The sequence below is a fragment of the Bradyrhizobium sp. AS23.2 genome (assembly GCF_001908185.1).
In the GTDB taxonomy this organism is placed as follows: domain Bacteria; phylum Pseudomonadota; class Alphaproteobacteria; order Rhizobiales; family Xanthobacteraceae; genus Bradyrhizobium.
On the sequence record NZ_LGHM01000051.1, the window covers coordinates 111,043 to 124,358 of the forward strand.

Below are 13,316 nucleotides of genomic sequence, written 5' to 3' on the forward strand. Positions count from 1 at the left end.
TGCGCGGCAGCTACTTCATACGAACGAGGTAAGCAACCCAGGCGAAGAAACCAATCGTGAATACCGCAAATCCGATGAAGGCGACGATCTGTTCTGGACTTGCAGCAGCCAACGAGAAGATTGGATCGGCCAGCATGGTCTGTTCCCTCAGCCGAAGTAGACCCGGACAACATTCATGGTGAGCTCGGAAAGCAGGAAAATCAGATTCAAGGCCGCTATCGCGATGATGATGATTGCAATCAGCCGCGCCGGCAGGATGTTCGTCATCGCCCGCTCCCGCTCAGCCCGGCCTTCCCGGGCCAAGCCCGCCCCAATAGTTCACCAGGTAATAGAGCCCCCAGATGAACAGCACGGCATAGACAACCAACAGCCAAATCGGGATCTTCCCGACTCGCGCCTGGATGTAGCCACCGGCATATTCCTCCATCTCGTGGGCTGAACTGTCACTCGCCGGCTCGTTTGACCGGTTCGTCGGCTCGGTCATTTTCCATCTCCTTGCGATAGAACCGTAGAGCCGCGTCGTCCGCTCCACTGAAGGCGCCCGAGAGGACACCCCAAATGAAGATGCACAGCGCACCGATGCTCATCAGCAACGCAACCAAGTAAGGTCCTATGACCTCGAAATCCGTCATGGTTCATTCTTTCCTCAATGGGTCGGCAGTTCCGCTTGCCGACAAGCGCTCCGGGCTGCCGGTTGCGGCGCCAGACACCTCGGCACGCTGCATACGGCCGCCACCCGGAACGTAGGCATCTTCCGGTGTTGCAGCTTCCAACTTGGGATCGTTGAGTGCGGCGCGATCCGCGGGCGAAATAGACAGCGGCTGAAGGGTGAGCGGGTCCTTGAAGGCGGACAGCGAAACAACATAGTAGGCAAGAGCCCAGCGGTCCTCCTCCGACAGCGAGTCACGGTAAGAAGGCATGGGCGTTCCGCTGAGGCCGGTGCTCATAGTCCTGAAGATATCCTCCACGGCGGGCCCCGACTTGAACTGGCCGCTGGTGAGATCCGCGGGCGGCGCCGGGAAGTTGAGATCATCTTTCAGCCCCGGGGCCTTCTCGCCATCGCCCTTGCCGCTATTGCCGTGGCACTCCCAGCACTTGGCGCTTTGCCACACCTCCCTGCCATGAGCGAGCAGCTGTTGGGACGGCGCAGGCGGCCGTCCAATATACAGTGGTGCGCCCGGCGGCTCCTCGGTGAAGAAAGCATAAGGTGCTGCGGGGTCGGAGCGGTCGACCGCAAGCTCATATTTGATGTACTGGATGACAGCGAGCCGATCCGTGAGTGGCAACTCATACCACGCCGGCATCGCCGTGCCGCGCACTCCGCGGGTGATGGTTCGCAACAAGTCGCCGTCAGTGGGGATCGGTTTCTGGGTCAAACGAAACTTGAAGGCCGCCGCATTGAAGTTTCGCGGTCGCTGCTTGAACAGGAAGGTCGCAGCGGGTCCATTCCCGTCGCCCTTGACGCCGTGGCACCCGATACATCGCCGCTCGTAGACCTCCTTGCCGTACGCGATCCATCCGCTTGAGCGCGGAAGGGTGGCCTCCGTGACCGCCAGCTGCTGCGGCTCGAACATATCGCGCCACTTGCCGCGATTCATGCCGAGCTTCTGGACATAGGCAATGAGACCCTCGAGCTCTTCCGTCTCGGCAGCTATCTTGACCGTGTCGCCCGTGTATTCCATGTTTGGCGTCCAGACGATCGGAAACCTGCCGCGCGCTTTCATCGGAACGAACAGCAGCCCCTCGGTGTTGGGCGTGAGCTTGATCTGCTCCTTGCTCGCGAAGTCGAACAGCTTTGCAGTTTCCGACGTTTTCTCAAGCGTGCGATTGCCTGCTCCATCATCAACAATCTTCGCTGGCTGCGGGGATGCATCAAATAGTTCCCGATAGGGCGCCATGATCGAATCTTCCGTAAGCATGCGCGGATTCCAAAAATGGGCGAGATGCCACTCGTCGCCGTATTTGAGTCCGACCCGCGTCAGATCCGGTCCGATGCGTCGCGTGCCAAACAGGTGCGGAACATCGAAGGCGTATTCGCCCGCCTCGCTCACCGGGCCCCAACGGCGCGTCTCGCCCGTCACCGGACGAACGTATTGGGAATGGCAATACCAGCAGCCTTCGCGCAGATACACGCGACGGCCGAGCTGCTCCATCGGGGTGTAGTCGGTGGCCTCGGTCACCATCCATTTGAGCTGACCCAGCTCGGTGCGCACAACCGAGGTCACGGTAGTGGTACGCGCTGTCGGTTCGACGAACGGCAGTATCCCCTGGGTGAGGACCGCGAGAAAGAAGAAGCCGACGCCGGCAACAAGGGCGACAAACCGCGCGCTCATTCTGCCGACCCTCCCGCAGGAACGGGAGCCACGCCGGGGACTGGAGCCACTTCCCTCGCCGCGGCGGGCCGGGTCAACGCTGTCATCATCATGTTGATGACCAACAGCGACATTCCGGTGTCCATGCTGATGCCGGAGAGCGTGCGCACCAGCCAATACGGCCTCATCCGAACAACTGTATCAACCCACTCCGTTCCGTTCATCCACTCAAAGCCCTGCTGCAGACCTGCGGCGGTCAGAACGAGGCCCATCGTGGTGATGCCGACAGTGATCAGCCAGAATGCCCAATTGCCGAGCGCAAAGGACCAAAGCTCGCGACCACACACCCGCGGCCAGACATAGACCAGGCCTCCCATCGCCCATACGACGAAAGTCCCGAACACGGTAAGGTGCGAATGGGAGATGACGAAGTCGGAAAAATGCGTCGGCTGCTGGATCGAACGCAACGCCTCCGTTGAGCCCTGGAAGCAACCCGCCAGGTACATCAGCGAGCCCATGATCAGGAACTTCGCGGGCAGATTCCTCCCGAAGCCATCCCAACGCCCCTTCACGGTGCCGAAAAAGTTCACCAGCACTGTCCACACCGGAATGATCAGAAGCATGGAGGTGACGATTGCAAGCGTCTCGGCCCAGTCGGCGATTGGGCTGTAAAGATAGTGATGGATGCCAACGAACGGATAGAACAGGGCGAGAGACCAGAAGCCAACTAATGAGAGCTTGTGAGCATAGAGCGGATTGTGCACGCTGACTGGAAGGAAGTAGTAGATCAGCACATAGCCCGCAGGCGTGATCCAGAGGCCGACGATGTAATGGATGTAGAGGCCGTGGAATGCCGCGCTGTTTATCCCGGAAATCGTGTAGGGCAGGATGAAGCTTCCCAAAACCAGGTTCATCGTCGTCCATATGAAGGCGCCGATCAGATACCAGAGCGCGACGTAGAGCTGTGGCTCGAGGCGCTGCGCGATCGTCATGAGGAATTGCACCGTCGCAGCGGCTACTACGATGAGCATGGGAATTTCAGCGAAGAGCGGGAGTTCGCCGGCTTCCAGCCCGTGGTTCGTCCCGAAAGGCAGCGATACGAGACCGGCCAGGAGTGCGATGCTCCACACCCAGGCGAGCGGGACGCCCCACTGACCCCACGGCACGCGAACACCGCACAGGCGCGGCACCAGATAATAGCACTCGCCGATGAACAGCGTCGAAAACGCGCCGAAAATGACGCCATTGACGTGCACCGGACGGAGCCGACCAAAAGTCAGCCCCAAGGTAGGACCAAGATAGTCGGGATAATTGAAGAGACCGGACAGCGCCACGCCGATCGACGGCGTGACCATGAGCCAGAACATCCCCAGGTAAAGCCAAGTTCGAACGACACTCCAATCGACCAGTTGATCAAGGTCGACACCGGTGAACCTGCCTCGTAGTTGCAATGTTTCTGTCATCGCGCGCCCTTTGCCGACATCGCGGCCTCACGCCGCGCGGCTCCTCAGGCATCACTGCGGCATCTGTTGCTCCGTCCGAACTCGCTCGTCACGGTACCCGCTTCTTCGTGTTGTTCCGAAGACTAGTACTTGCCAGGGACCAGCACCGAGCCGCTGTTCGACCAATAGATGTACGCCTCGAGTGCCTTCATCGCGTCCGAATCGGAATCGATTTTCTCGCCCTGATTTGGCTTTTCGATACACCAGTTGATCATGTCGCGAAGCGTCGCGAATTTGTTCATGCTCGCCTGATACTTTGGGAACGCCTGCGGGTGGGTGTCGGAGGCAAAGGGATGGCACATCGCGCAGGCCATTCCGGTGTTGCTGAGCACGACGTTCATCTGCTTCGCGGTCGCGGCATCGCCATGGAACAACAGGTCGCCTTTCTTGACCTGCTCCATGAAGGCGTCCTCGTAAGCTTTCAACTGTTGAGGTGTTACCGGGTCCTTGTTCGCATTGGCAGGGCCGACGAGAACCGCAAGCGCGGCCAAGAGACCAACGAGCGAAGCAATGCAAAGAGTGAACAGCAATGTCGTTCTGGTTGTCATGGCTGTCCTCCCTAGTACGGCCAGATCTGGTCGGCGATCCGCGGCCGCAGGATCTCAGGCTGACTCAGCGAGGAGTCCGGCGGCGACTGAACGAAGACCTCCTTCCGGCCCCACATAATGTACTCGGTCTCGATCCGATCATTCTTCATGCTCAAGGTTTCCCAGCCAACGCCGTCGTAGAAATCGCCGGGGTCGGCGCGGATCATCGGCTTGGTGAGCTTGGGCACGCCCTCGGGGGCATAGGGCCAAGGCCAGGAGGTCGCCAGCATGCCGATCGACCGCATGGTTCCGATTTCGTTGTAGAGCACCTGATGGACGTGGCCATGGATATTGGTGACGTTGAGATAAGGCTTGAGCACCTCATTAACTTCGCGCCAGTCGCGCACCCAAAAGTTCCAGGGCGGATAGTATTCGTAGAGTGGGTTGTGGCTGAAGATGACAACCGGCCTGGCTTTGTCCCAGTCGGCAAGCGTCTTCTGCATCCAGTCGAGCTGGTCGCGGCCCACGCCGGCCCACGGGCCGGCGACGCTGCCGTCGAGGGTTGCCATATGGTCCATGCGCTCTTCGGGGCTCATCTTCCGCGCCGTCCAGTAGTCCGGTCCGTGGGTGACCGTGTCGAGCCCGATAAAGCGCACCCCCTTGTGGTCGAAGGTCCAGTTGGGCTTGTCGAAAAGCTGCTTCCACTTCGCGCCCATGTCGTAGTACCAGTCGTGCTCGCCCGGGATGAAGACTTTCCGAATCTTCACTTCGTTCAGGAGCTCAACTCCGAGCTCGAGCTCGTTGGCTCTGCCGAGCTGAGCCAAGTCGCCGCCGAAGATCATGAAGTCGGCCGGCGGGCTCATGGCCTGGACCTCCCTCGCGGCGCGCTGCACCTTCTCGACGAAGCGCGTGTTGACAGACTTCGGGTACAGGTGGGTGTCGGAAACCCATGCGAACTTGAAGGGCTCCTCGGCAGCGTAAGCGACGTCGATGGTGTTAAGTAGCGGCCACCATGCGAAAGTCTGGGCGACTGTAGCCGCGCCGGTCAAACACGATCTGTGAATGAAAGTGCGCCGAGTAAGACGGAGCGAGGGATCAGGATGCACCCCGGGCCGTTGGAGAACCGCCGCCAACTCACGCCGTTCACGGTCAAGCTCGGACATAGGCACCTCCTCCCGGTAGATCGTTCCTCTCTGTGTCTGAGATCTGTCGCCGGACCTCGCGGTTGTGTCTCGCGTTGCGCAAGTGCTGCCGGCGATTACCGGCGGTGAAAAAGTCTATTGCTTCATTAGTTCTATCGTTAGTTCAGTCGGCTTGCCGGCCGCGACGGTGACGGACTGCTGCACTGGGCCAGTGAGGGACTGGACCGCTACCAGCGTATAGTTGCCAGGCGGTACGTCAGCGATACTGAACTTTCCGTCCGCGCCGGTGATTGCGTAGTAGGGGTTCTCCACCACGTAGATCCACCCTTCCATCCAGCCGTGTGCGTCGCAGTCGATGCGCACGGTTCCGGCCCGCGTCAGCTCCGTGGGAATTCGCTGCCCCTCGTTCGGCAGTGCCATATTGAAAGCTGTACGCTTCCCGTAATAGCCGTGGGTGTTGTGCAGTATCGGGTCGCTATTCACGACCACGAGTGGTCCCCCGCGGATCACCTGAACCTTGGGCTCGAAACGACAGTTGTGATTGACGAGCTCGGGCGTCTTGGCCTGCCCCGCCTGCGCGGGCCAAGCTTTTCCTTTGGCCACCTGGGCCAAATACACGACCGCGTTCTGCACGGCCTTGTCAGGTCCAACGTCGATCAAGGGCTCGTCGCGAGGCCCGTCACAGACCTGGAGATCCTTGTTCGGAATGATCTTCCGCGTCTCGAGCGCGCCATTAAAGATGACCTTGCCCTGGATGGATCCGCCCTGGGGGACGGGGCCCTCTTCGTATGCGCGCGCCGGCACACCGCTGATCGCGGTGGCGATCAGGGAGGCCACAATGACTGAACAATTGGGTTTCATCACGGCGCCTCCCCGTTCTCAATGCCAAGACCCAATCGTCTTGCCAGGGGAAACACACCTTAGTAATTTATAGCATACCTAAACTTACCTGAAGTCAATGATTTGACTGGCGCAGAGCAGGCGTCGAGGAGCGGCTTCGCGGCCTGAAAGCTGCGACCAGAGATTGCGGAGGTCCAATGAATCGCCGCCGTGAACTCATTCATCTTTCGGCTCTTGAGCGAAGTCTCTCTGGTGCGGTCCTCGCGATAGTGCTGGCCATCAGCCAACCGGCCTCATCTGTCTCGATAGGGGGACCTTTCAGTCTGACAGCGCCCGACGGCACGACGGTCACCGATCAGACTTATCGGGGAAAATGGCTGCTCGTGTATTTCGGATATACCTTCTGTCCCAATAGTTGCCCAACGACGCTCATGGAGATCGCTGCTGCGCTTGAGAAGCTCGGCCCTAACGCCGCAAAGGTGCAGCCGATCTTCATCACCGTTGATCCCAAGCGCGATACACCTGACGTGCTGGCCAAATACACGGAGTCATTCGATCCAAGAATTGTCGGGCTCACGGGCACTCCCGCGCAGATCGCCGCCGTGGCACACGAATACGGAGCGTACTATGTCGCACACAAGGGTGATGAGGGCGCCAATGACTACCTCATCGACCACAGCACCTACCTCTACGTCATGGACCCGCAAGGTCAGTTTGTGCAGGCATTCGACGCCGATACGCCCGCCGATCGTATCGCCGACGATTTGCTCCACCTCGTGAAACCGGAAGGGAAGTCGCATTGACGTGAGATGATGCCGGGTAGCGGCAGCGGTGATTTCCAGGAAAGATTTGGCACCGCGTGCGCACGGGAGGAAGGGATGGCACGCATCTTCATCACCGGCAGCACCGATGGGCTCGGTCGCGCGGCGGCGCGCTCGCTTCTGAGCGTGGGCCATCAAGTCGTCCTGCATGCGCGATCGAGCGAGCGCGCCTCGGCGCTTGCCGATCTCTTGTCCGCAACCGCCGGAGTCGTCATCGGCGACCTGAGCAGCGCGGCCGATGTCCGCCGCATCGCGGACCAGGTCAACGCGATCGGCCGCATGGATGCCATCATCCACAATGCCGGCATCTACACGGCACCTAGTCGAGGATCGACGCCGGAAGGGCATGCGGTCACCTTGGCGGTGAACACGCTGGCGCCGTTCATGCTGACGGCCTTGATCGAGCGACCCGACCGGCTGGTCTATCTCAGCAGCGGACTTCACCGGGGGGGGGGGCGATGGCTCCTTGCGCGATCTCGACTGGACCGATCGTCCATGGGATGGGGCGCGCGCCTATGCGGAAAGCAAGCTGCATGTCGTCGCGTTGGCTTTTTGTCTCGCCCGGCGGTGGCCGAAGGTCCTCTGCAACGCGGTCGATCCCGGCTGGGTGCGCACGCGGATGGGAGGTGCGAGCGCTCCGGTCGACATCGATACGGGGCAGCGGACGCAGAGCTGGCTCGCCGCGAGCTCCGACGCTGCCGCCATGGTCAGCGGCAGATACTGGCACAACATGCGGCAGGACCAGCCTGCGGCCGAAGCAATGGATGCCGTCTTCCAGGACGCACTGGTCGCACGTCTTCAAGAACTTACCGGCGTGGCGCTGCCCTGAAGGAGGCGCTTCGTCGGTCGACGCTAATCGAACGAGGAGTCACGACGATGGACTACAAGCATCTCGGCCGCACCGGCCTGAAGGTCAGCCGGATCGTGCTCGGCACGATGAACTTCGGCGAGCTGACCGACGAGAAGACCAGCTTCGCGATCATGGACGAGGCGCTGCAAGCGGGCATCAATATGTTCGACACGGCCGACGTCTATGGCGGGCCGCAGTCGCCGGATATGGCGAAGGGGTTCGGCGTCTCGGAGGAGATCATCGGCAATTGACTGGCGCAGAATGCCGGCCGGCGCGACAAGATCGTGCTGGCGACCAAGGTCTACCACCGATGGAGACCGGCCCCAACGACAAGTACCTCTCGGCCTACCACATTCGGCGCGCATGCGAGGCGAGCCTGCGCCGGCTCCGGACCGACCACATAGACCTCTATCAGATGCACCACGTCGACCGTTCGACGCCTTGGGAAGAGATCTGGCAGGCGATGGCGCAGCTTATCCGAGAGGGCAAGATCACCTATGTCGGCTCCTCCAACTTTGCCGGCTGGGACATCGCTACCGCGCAGATGACCGCGGCGTCACGCAGCTTGCTCGGCCTCGCCTCCGAGCAGAGCCTCTACAATCTCACTCAGCGGACGGCCGAACTGGAGGTGATCCCGGCGCTGCGTCACTTCGGCATCGGCCTCATCCCATGGAGCCCGATCGGCATGGGCCTCCTCGGCGGGGTGCTGAAGAAGATTGAAGGTGGCCGCCGCGCGTCCGAGCGGATGCAGCAGCAGGTGAACAAGTCGCGGCCGCGGCTCGAAGCCTATGAAAAGCTGTGCGCCGATCTCGGTGAGGCACCGGCCGATGTGGCGCTCGCTTGGCTGCTCCACAATCCCGTCGTCACGGCGGCCATCAGCGGGCCCCGCACTGTCGAGCAGCTTCGTCAGAACTTGAAGGCGCCTTCGCTCCGCCTCGCCGACAAGACGTTGGCGAACCTGGATGAGATCTGGCCCGGTCCGGGGGGCGAGGCGCCCGTTGCCTATGCCTGGTAGAGCGATGTCGGCGGTTACGGAACAGACATCGGAAGTGGCTCCGATGTTGTTGCCGATCATGGGGATTGTCTTCGTCGCTTCCTCGTCATCGGCATCGCGATGCCCGTCCTTCCGCTTCACGTGCACGATGGCCTGGGGCTGGGGCCTTTTGTCGTGGGCCTCGTCGCCGGAAGTCAGTTCGCTGCCTCGCTGATCTCGAGGCCCGTGGCGGGAAGCTACTCGGACAACAGCGGCGCAAAGCGGGGCGTGATCGTCGGTCTGCTCGCGGCCGCGGCTTCCGGACTGCTTTATCTGCTGTCGCTCGCTTCATCGATGCTCCGCTTGCGTCAGTCTCCATTCTACTGCTGGGGCGCGGGCTGCTTGGCGCGGCCGAAAGTTTCACCATCACGGCAGCCGTGAGTTGGGGCCTCGCGCTCGTCGATTCCCGCAGCACCGGCAAGGTCATTGCTTGGGTCGGATCGGCCGTGTTCGCGGCCTTTGCCATCGGCGCGCCGGCCGGATCGGCCCTCTACGCGGCTTACGGGTTTGCCGCGATCGCGCTCGCAACCGCGGCGGCTCCGCTTGCCACTTTGCTGCTTGTCGCGCGCCTCCCGGCGGTCGCGCCGGTGCACCACGCGCGTTTCTCGTTCGTCGAGGTTGTCGGTGCCGTATGGGTGCCGGGCATGGGCTCGGCGCTCGGCAGCGTCGGTTTCGGTGCGGTGACTACCTTCGTCGCGTTGCTGTTCGCGAGCCGCGGCTGGCCGAACGGATGGCACGCCTACTCGGCATATGCCACGGCTTTCATCCTGGCGCGGGTATTCTTCAGCCACGTTCCCGACGCGATCGGCGGGGCGAAGGTCGCCTTTGTCTGCGCGTTGATCGAAGCGGCCGGTCAGGAGTTGATCTGGCTGTCCGTTCGGCCGGAGATGGCATTGGTCGGGGCCGCCCTCACCGGCTTCGGCTTCTCCCTCGTTTATCCAGGCTTCGGCGTGGAAGCGGTGCGCCGCGTGCCGCCGCAGAGCCGGGGCCTGGCACTGGGCTTGATCGCGACCGGAGCGAGGATGAACGTCGTGTTTCTCGCCAGTGCCGCAACCGTTCTCTGCGCCGTCCTCGTCGCGGCTTGGCTGATGAGGCACCCCGCAACCGAGAAATCAACCTGAGAGCGCGAAAGGACGGGCGATGCCCCACGTGGTCGTGAAGCTCCATTCTGGAATGGTCGGAGCAGATGAAGTCCGCTTTGGCAACGGCACTGACGAAAGCGGTGATGGACACGCTCGGATCCGGAGAGGAATCGGTCTCCGTCGCCATCGAGGACATCCACCCGAAGGACTGGTCGGAGCAGGTCTACAAGCCCGACATCCTCGCCAAACCTGACAGTATCTACAAGAAGCCGGGCTACGACCCGCGCTGACGGAAATCCAAGGTCGGCTTGGAGCCTCCACTCTGGCTGGCTGTTAATCGTATCTGACAAAGGAGCATGAACATGGACATCAAACGCAGTGGCTCTCGACCTTCCGGCAAGGGGCCGGCGGAATACTTCACAGGCGCGGTGCGCGTGGACCCGCTTTTCGAGGCGCCGGAGCCGGCTCGTGCTCGCGGCGCCCTCGTGACGTTCGAGCCCGGCGCCAGGACGGCCTGGCACACACATCCGCTCGGCCAGACGCTGATCGTCGTGTCAGGGCTCGGCTGGGTGCAGCGGGACGGCGGACCGGTCGAGGAGATTCGTCCAGGCGACGTTGTTTGGTTCGAGGCCGGCGAGAAGCATTGGCACGGAGCCACAGCCGATACTGCGATGAGCCACATCGCGATCCAGGAAGCGCTGAACGGCAGTCCCGTCACATGGTTGGAAAAAGTCAGCGACGAACAATACCTGGATCGGCACGAAGGGACCGGTCACGTGTAAGCGCTCTTTCGGACGGCGCCCTAGCGTGTTCGGGATGCATCGGGCTGGGCTTCGGGCTAAAGCCCGGTGCTCGAATTCTGGGCTTTGGACGACCCGCCCTTCTGCACGATTAGCTGCGCTGCAATACTCTATCGCGAAGAAGCGGTGGATCACCGACCTCCATCGGACTACGCCACAATCTCACTACTTCGGTCAGCGTCCTCAACGCGGAGAAAGTGAGTACGACTCCACCAGACTACGCTAAAGGCCGCGATCCCAGCCGGCCGCACTCCTTCCCCTTAATCATTAGGACGACGTTACCGCGTTGATTTGCAAGCAAACTTCTCAAGCTGACGGTCAAATCCCGACGGCATACCCGCCCGAACTTTTTGGTTTTGAATTCACAGGAAAATTTGTTTCGCTCGGAGGAATTGCGGCTTCGGCAACTATCGGAGTCAATCGACGAAGTAGACGTGTGCTCGGTGTGAGCGGCCGCCGCTTCGCTTCTCTCGATTTCCGCTTGATACCGTCAACTATTCTCAGTCGAAGGGCATCGATGGCCCCGTTTTGCGCCCTAAGCTGCCGCTTCGAGCGCTTCACTCGCTTTGCCCTAAGACAAACCACGGACGAGAACCGCCCATCAGCGGTTGACCAGATTTGTTGGTATGCTCATGACCGCCAACGGCCGCAATTTCCGGTCGTTTGCTAGAATGTTCGGGACGACCGGCACTCGTGCGTGACACGAAACAGTGTCTCTCGCCGTCCGAACATGTGCTCCGTCCCGGCCGAGCCCAAATGTTTGGCCGAACGGCCTCGAACCTCGGCTCGGCCGAGGCAATTGCAAGCCACATCCAAGGAGCCCGACATGACCAGTATTCGTACTCAGGCGCGCAGCGAAGTGAGACTGAATGTGATCCGCCTCTTGGCCTTCGGCCTACTGTTGGTCCTCCCTGCGGCTTCCCGGGCGCAGCAGAGCCCATCGATTGCCGAGCAGATCGCAAAGACCTACGGTCTTGATTCATTTGGACAAATCGAGGCGATCCGCTACACGTGGAACGGTGAGTTTCCTGGCGGTCACAAAATTTCCAACAAGTGGGAATGGAGCCCGAAGACCGACACGGTCTCCTACGAGGGGAAAGATAAGGAAGGCAATCCGGTCAAGGTGACCTATCAGCGCTCCCAGCTCTCTAGCCAAAGCGATGTCGTCAAGAAAGAAGTCGATCCAGCATTCTCCAACGATCAATATTGGGTGTTGCTCCCGTTCCACCTGCTATGGGATGGCGCGACCGCGACCGACGAAGGCCAGCAGAAGCGACCGACAGGTGACACGTCGGCCCAGAAGGTGGTGATGAAATACCCGTCGGAGGGCGGCTACCAGCCCGGCGACACGTGGGACCTCTACATTGGCGCCGACAAGCGAATTGAGGAAATCGCTTACCACCGGGGCGCTGCCAACCCGCCGCACTTCGTGACCGCGATATATGCGGACCACAAGAAGGCCGGCCCGCTCCTGATCTCAATGAATCACCCCGGGATGGTGGACGGAAAGCCCTTCCGGATCACGTTGACGGATGTGTCGGTGAAATTGACAGGATCCGACAAATGGATCGACGCGCAATGACCCTAGGAGGGGTTTTTTCGGACAGCTGATCGAAAGCACGTAAGGCGGGCGCACCGTCCGATCGCCTGCGGGCGGTGCGCCTTGGCAGGCAACTGGCACGCAGAGTAACGATGCGATTAAGCGATACGTAGAGCAACCAAGTCCCCTGGGAGCCCGCGCATGCCCACCAATCCTTTCACCGACGTCTGGCATTTCCTGACCGCGACGACGAGCGACTATCTCCATCAGGGAAATTGGCGCTATCTGATCGTGGCGCTATTCTGGGCACTGCTGCTTGCCAGCATCGTGATTGCTGTGCGGAATTGGCGAGAAGATCCTGCGCAGCGTACCAGCCGACATCTTGGAATCTGGGTGGCGCGAGTCTTGATCGGCTGCCTGTGGTTCCAGGGCATGTTGTGGAAACTACCGCTGCCGGTGTCCGACGGTCTGCAATACTGGACCGAACAGGAATCGACCAGCGCGGCGTTCGAGTTTCACCGCACCTTCATGAAGGACATCGTGCTGCCTCACATGACGATCTTTGGGCCTATCGTCTTTTTGGCCGAGCTGGTGTTCGCTGGATCGATGATCCTCGGCCTTGCGGTGCGATTGGTGGGAGTGCTGGCCCTCGCCTATACGCTGCAACTCTGGCTCGGCCTGTATGGCAACCCCTCCGAGTGGCCATGGACGTATATGTGCCTGGCCCTCCTGATGTTCCTGTTTGCGCTCGACGGCGCCGGCCGCAGTCTTGGCCTTGATGCCTGGCTTCGCCGCGAGGTGCCCGTCGTGCGCGACGGCAAGGGGTTTGTTGGCTGGTTCTTCGACATCGCGGGTTGATCGTTGATC

At 61.0% G+C, this 13,316-nt stretch carries 17 protein-coding genes and 1 pseudogene; 10 read left to right on the forward strand and 8 right to left on the reverse strand.

What is annotated here, in order from left to right:
* Nucleotides 1-10 precede the first annotated feature (10 nt).
* The 8 genes from AC630_RS47790 to AC630_RS12655 form a co-directional block, all read right to left on the reverse strand.
* Complete coding sequence (locus AC630_RS47790; RefSeq protein ID WP_283808413.1) at nucleotides 11-136, reverse strand: hypothetical protein; 126 nt, start codon at nucleotides 134-136, stop codon at nucleotides 11-13.
* Nucleotides 137-280: 144 nt separating this feature from the next.
* Nucleotides 281-484, reverse strand: a complete 204-nt coding sequence (locus tag AC630_RS12625; RefSeq protein WP_074118844.1) for a hypothetical protein — start codon at nucleotides 482-484, stop codon at nucleotides 281-283.
* Nucleotides 444-632 carry a hypothetical protein gene (locus tag AC630_RS12630; protein ID WP_074118845.1) on the reverse strand — a complete coding sequence of 63 codons (189 nt, stop codon included), beginning with the start codon at nucleotides 630-632 and terminating at the stop codon, nucleotides 444-446. Before AC630_RS12630 ends, AC630_RS12625 begins: the two co-directional genes overlap by 41 nt.
* A gap of 3 nt (nucleotides 633-635) precedes the next feature.
* Entirely contained in the window at nucleotides 636-2,333 is a 1,698-nt protein-coding gene (locus AC630_RS12635) for a cbb3-type cytochrome c oxidase subunit II (RefSeq protein ID WP_083636223.1), read from the reverse strand.
* Nucleotides 2,330-3,763 (reverse strand): cbb3-type cytochrome c oxidase subunit I, encoded by a 1,434-nt coding sequence (locus AC630_RS12640; RefSeq protein ID WP_074118846.1) that lies wholly within the window; start codon nucleotides 3,761-3,763, stop codon nucleotides 2,330-2,332. Before AC630_RS12640 ends, AC630_RS12635 begins: the two co-directional genes overlap by 4 nt.
* A 134-nt stretch (nucleotides 3,764-3,897) precedes the next feature.
* Nucleotides 3,898-4,362 (reverse strand): c-type cytochrome, encoded by a 465-nt coding sequence (locus AC630_RS12645; RefSeq protein ID WP_074118847.1) that lies wholly within the window; start codon nucleotides 4,360-4,362, stop codon nucleotides 3,898-3,900.
* A gap of 11 nt (nucleotides 4,363-4,373) precedes the next feature.
* Nucleotides 4,374-5,390, reverse strand: coding sequence for a metallophosphoesterase family protein (locus AC630_RS12650; protein ID WP_245330356.1), 1,017 nt, complete (start codon nucleotides 5,388-5,390; stop codon nucleotides 4,374-4,376).
* 228 nt (nucleotides 5,391-5,618) lie between these two features.
* Nucleotides 5,619-6,344, reverse strand: coding sequence for a carboxypeptidase regulatory-like domain-containing protein (locus tag AC630_RS12655; RefSeq protein ID WP_074118849.1), 726 nt, complete (start codon nucleotides 6,342-6,344; stop codon nucleotides 5,619-5,621).
* A gap of 176 nt (nucleotides 6,345-6,520) precedes the next feature.
* Between AC630_RS12655 and AC630_RS12660 the strand changes: the two genes are divergently transcribed.
* The 10 genes and pseudogenes from AC630_RS12660 to AC630_RS12695 all read left to right on the forward strand — a co-directional run bounded on the left by AC630_RS12660 (nucleotide 6,521) and on the right by AC630_RS12695 (nucleotide 13,307).
* The gene (locus tag AC630_RS12660) at nucleotides 6,521-7,126 is read left to right on the forward strand and encodes an SCO family protein (protein ID WP_074118850.1); all 606 of its coding nucleotides are present in this window, start codon (nucleotides 6,521-6,523) and stop codon (nucleotides 7,124-7,126) included.
* 75 nt (nucleotides 7,127-7,201) lie between these two features.
* Nucleotides 7,202-7,973, forward strand: a pseudogene (locus AC630_RS12665) (SDR family NAD(P)-dependent oxidoreductase).
* 47 nt (nucleotides 7,974-8,020) lie between these two features.
* Nucleotides 8,021-8,245 carry an aldo/keto reductase gene (locus AC630_RS47795; protein WP_283808414.1) on the forward strand — a complete coding sequence of 75 codons (225 nt, stop codon included), beginning with the start codon at nucleotides 8,021-8,023 and terminating at the stop codon, nucleotides 8,243-8,245.
* A gap of 59 nt (nucleotides 8,246-8,304) precedes the next feature.
* Nucleotides 8,305-9,009 carry an aldo/keto reductase gene (locus AC630_RS12670; protein ID WP_283808416.1) on the forward strand — a complete coding sequence of 235 codons (705 nt, stop codon included), beginning with the start codon at nucleotides 8,305-8,307 and terminating at the stop codon, nucleotides 9,007-9,009.
* Between the two features lie 99 nt (nucleotides 9,010-9,108).
* Nucleotides 9,109-9,408 carry an MFS transporter gene (locus tag AC630_RS46900; RefSeq protein WP_245330357.1) on the forward strand — a complete coding sequence of 100 codons (300 nt, stop codon included), beginning with the start codon at nucleotides 9,109-9,111 and terminating at the stop codon, nucleotides 9,406-9,408.
* Nucleotides 9,405-10,148 carry an MFS transporter gene (locus AC630_RS12675; protein WP_245330358.1) on the forward strand — a complete coding sequence of 248 codons (744 nt, stop codon included), beginning with the start codon at nucleotides 9,405-9,407 and terminating at the stop codon, nucleotides 10,146-10,148. The genes AC630_RS46900 and AC630_RS12675 overlap by 4 nt, the downstream gene beginning before the upstream one ends.
* Nucleotides 10,149-10,213: 65 nt before the next feature.
* Entirely contained in the window at nucleotides 10,214-10,399 is a 186-nt protein-coding gene (locus tag AC630_RS12680; protein WP_245330359.1) for a tautomerase family protein, read from the forward strand.
* A 72-nt stretch (nucleotides 10,400-10,471) separates the two neighbouring features.
* Nucleotides 10,472-10,891, forward strand: coding sequence for a (R)-mandelonitrile lyase (locus AC630_RS12685; protein ID WP_074118879.1), 420 nt, complete (start codon nucleotides 10,472-10,474; stop codon nucleotides 10,889-10,891).
* Nucleotides 10,892-11,735: 844 nt separating this feature from the next.
* Nucleotides 11,736-12,491, forward strand: a complete 756-nt coding sequence (locus AC630_RS12690) for a hypothetical protein (RefSeq protein WP_074118851.1) — start codon at nucleotides 11,736-11,738, stop codon at nucleotides 12,489-12,491.
* Between the two features lie 159 nt (nucleotides 12,492-12,650).
* Nucleotides 12,651-13,307: a DoxX family protein gene (locus tag AC630_RS12695; protein WP_074118852.1), complete on the forward strand. Its 657-nt coding sequence runs from the start codon at nucleotides 12,651-12,653 to the stop codon at nucleotides 13,305-13,307.
* Nucleotides 13,308-13,316: the final 9 nt, after the last annotated feature.

Excerpts from the sequence above, each read along its gene's own strand:
- AC630_RS47795 (WP_283808414.1), top strand. The coding sequence starts at position 8,021 with ATGGACTACAAGCATCTCGGCCGCACCGGCCTGAAGGTCAGCCGGATC.
- AC630_RS12635 (WP_083636223.1), bottom strand. The coding sequence starts at position 2,333 with ATGAGCGCGCGGTTTGTCGCCCTTGTTGCCGGCGTCGGCTTCTTCTTT.
- AC630_RS12695 (WP_074118852.1), top strand. The coding sequence starts at position 12,651 with ATGCCCACCAATCCTTTCACCGACGTCTGGCATTTCCTGACCGCGACG.
- AC630_RS12670 (WP_283808416.1), top strand. The coding sequence starts at position 8,305 with ATGGAGACCGGCCCCAACGACAAGTACCTCTCGGCCTACCACATTCGG.
- AC630_RS12630 (WP_074118845.1), bottom strand. The coding sequence starts at position 632 with ATGACGGATTTCGAGGTCATAGGACCTTACTTGGTTGCGTTGCTGATG.
- AC630_RS12685 (WP_074118879.1), top strand. The coding sequence starts at position 10,472 with ATGGACATCAAACGCAGTGGCTCTCGACCTTCCGGCAAGGGGCCGGCG.
- AC630_RS46900 (WP_245330357.1), top strand. The coding sequence starts at position 9,109 with ATGCCCGTCCTTCCGCTTCACGTGCACGATGGCCTGGGGCTGGGGCCT.
- AC630_RS12655 (WP_074118849.1), bottom strand. The coding sequence starts at position 6,344 with ATGAAACCCAATTGTTCAGTCATTGTGGCCTCCCTGATCGCCACCGCG.
- AC630_RS12680 (WP_245330359.1), top strand. The coding sequence starts at position 10,214 with ATGAAGTCCGCTTTGGCAACGGCACTGACGAAAGCGGTGATGGACACG.
- AC630_RS12625 (WP_074118844.1), bottom strand. The coding sequence starts at position 484 with ATGACCGAGCCGACGAACCGGTCAAACGAGCCGGCGAGTGACAGTTCA.
- AC630_RS12690 (WP_074118851.1), top strand. The coding sequence starts at position 11,736 with ATGACCAGTATTCGTACTCAGGCGCGCAGCGAAGTGAGACTGAATGTG.
- AC630_RS12645 (WP_074118847.1), bottom strand. The coding sequence starts at position 4,362 with ATGACAACCAGAACGACATTGCTGTTCACTCTTTGCATTGCTTCGCTC.
- AC630_RS47790 (WP_283808413.1), bottom strand. The coding sequence starts at position 136 with ATGCTGGCCGATCCAATCTTCTCGTTGGCTGCTGCAAGTCCAGAACAG.
- AC630_RS12660 (WP_074118850.1), top strand. The coding sequence starts at position 6,521 with ATGAATCGCCGCCGTGAACTCATTCATCTTTCGGCTCTTGAGCGAAGT.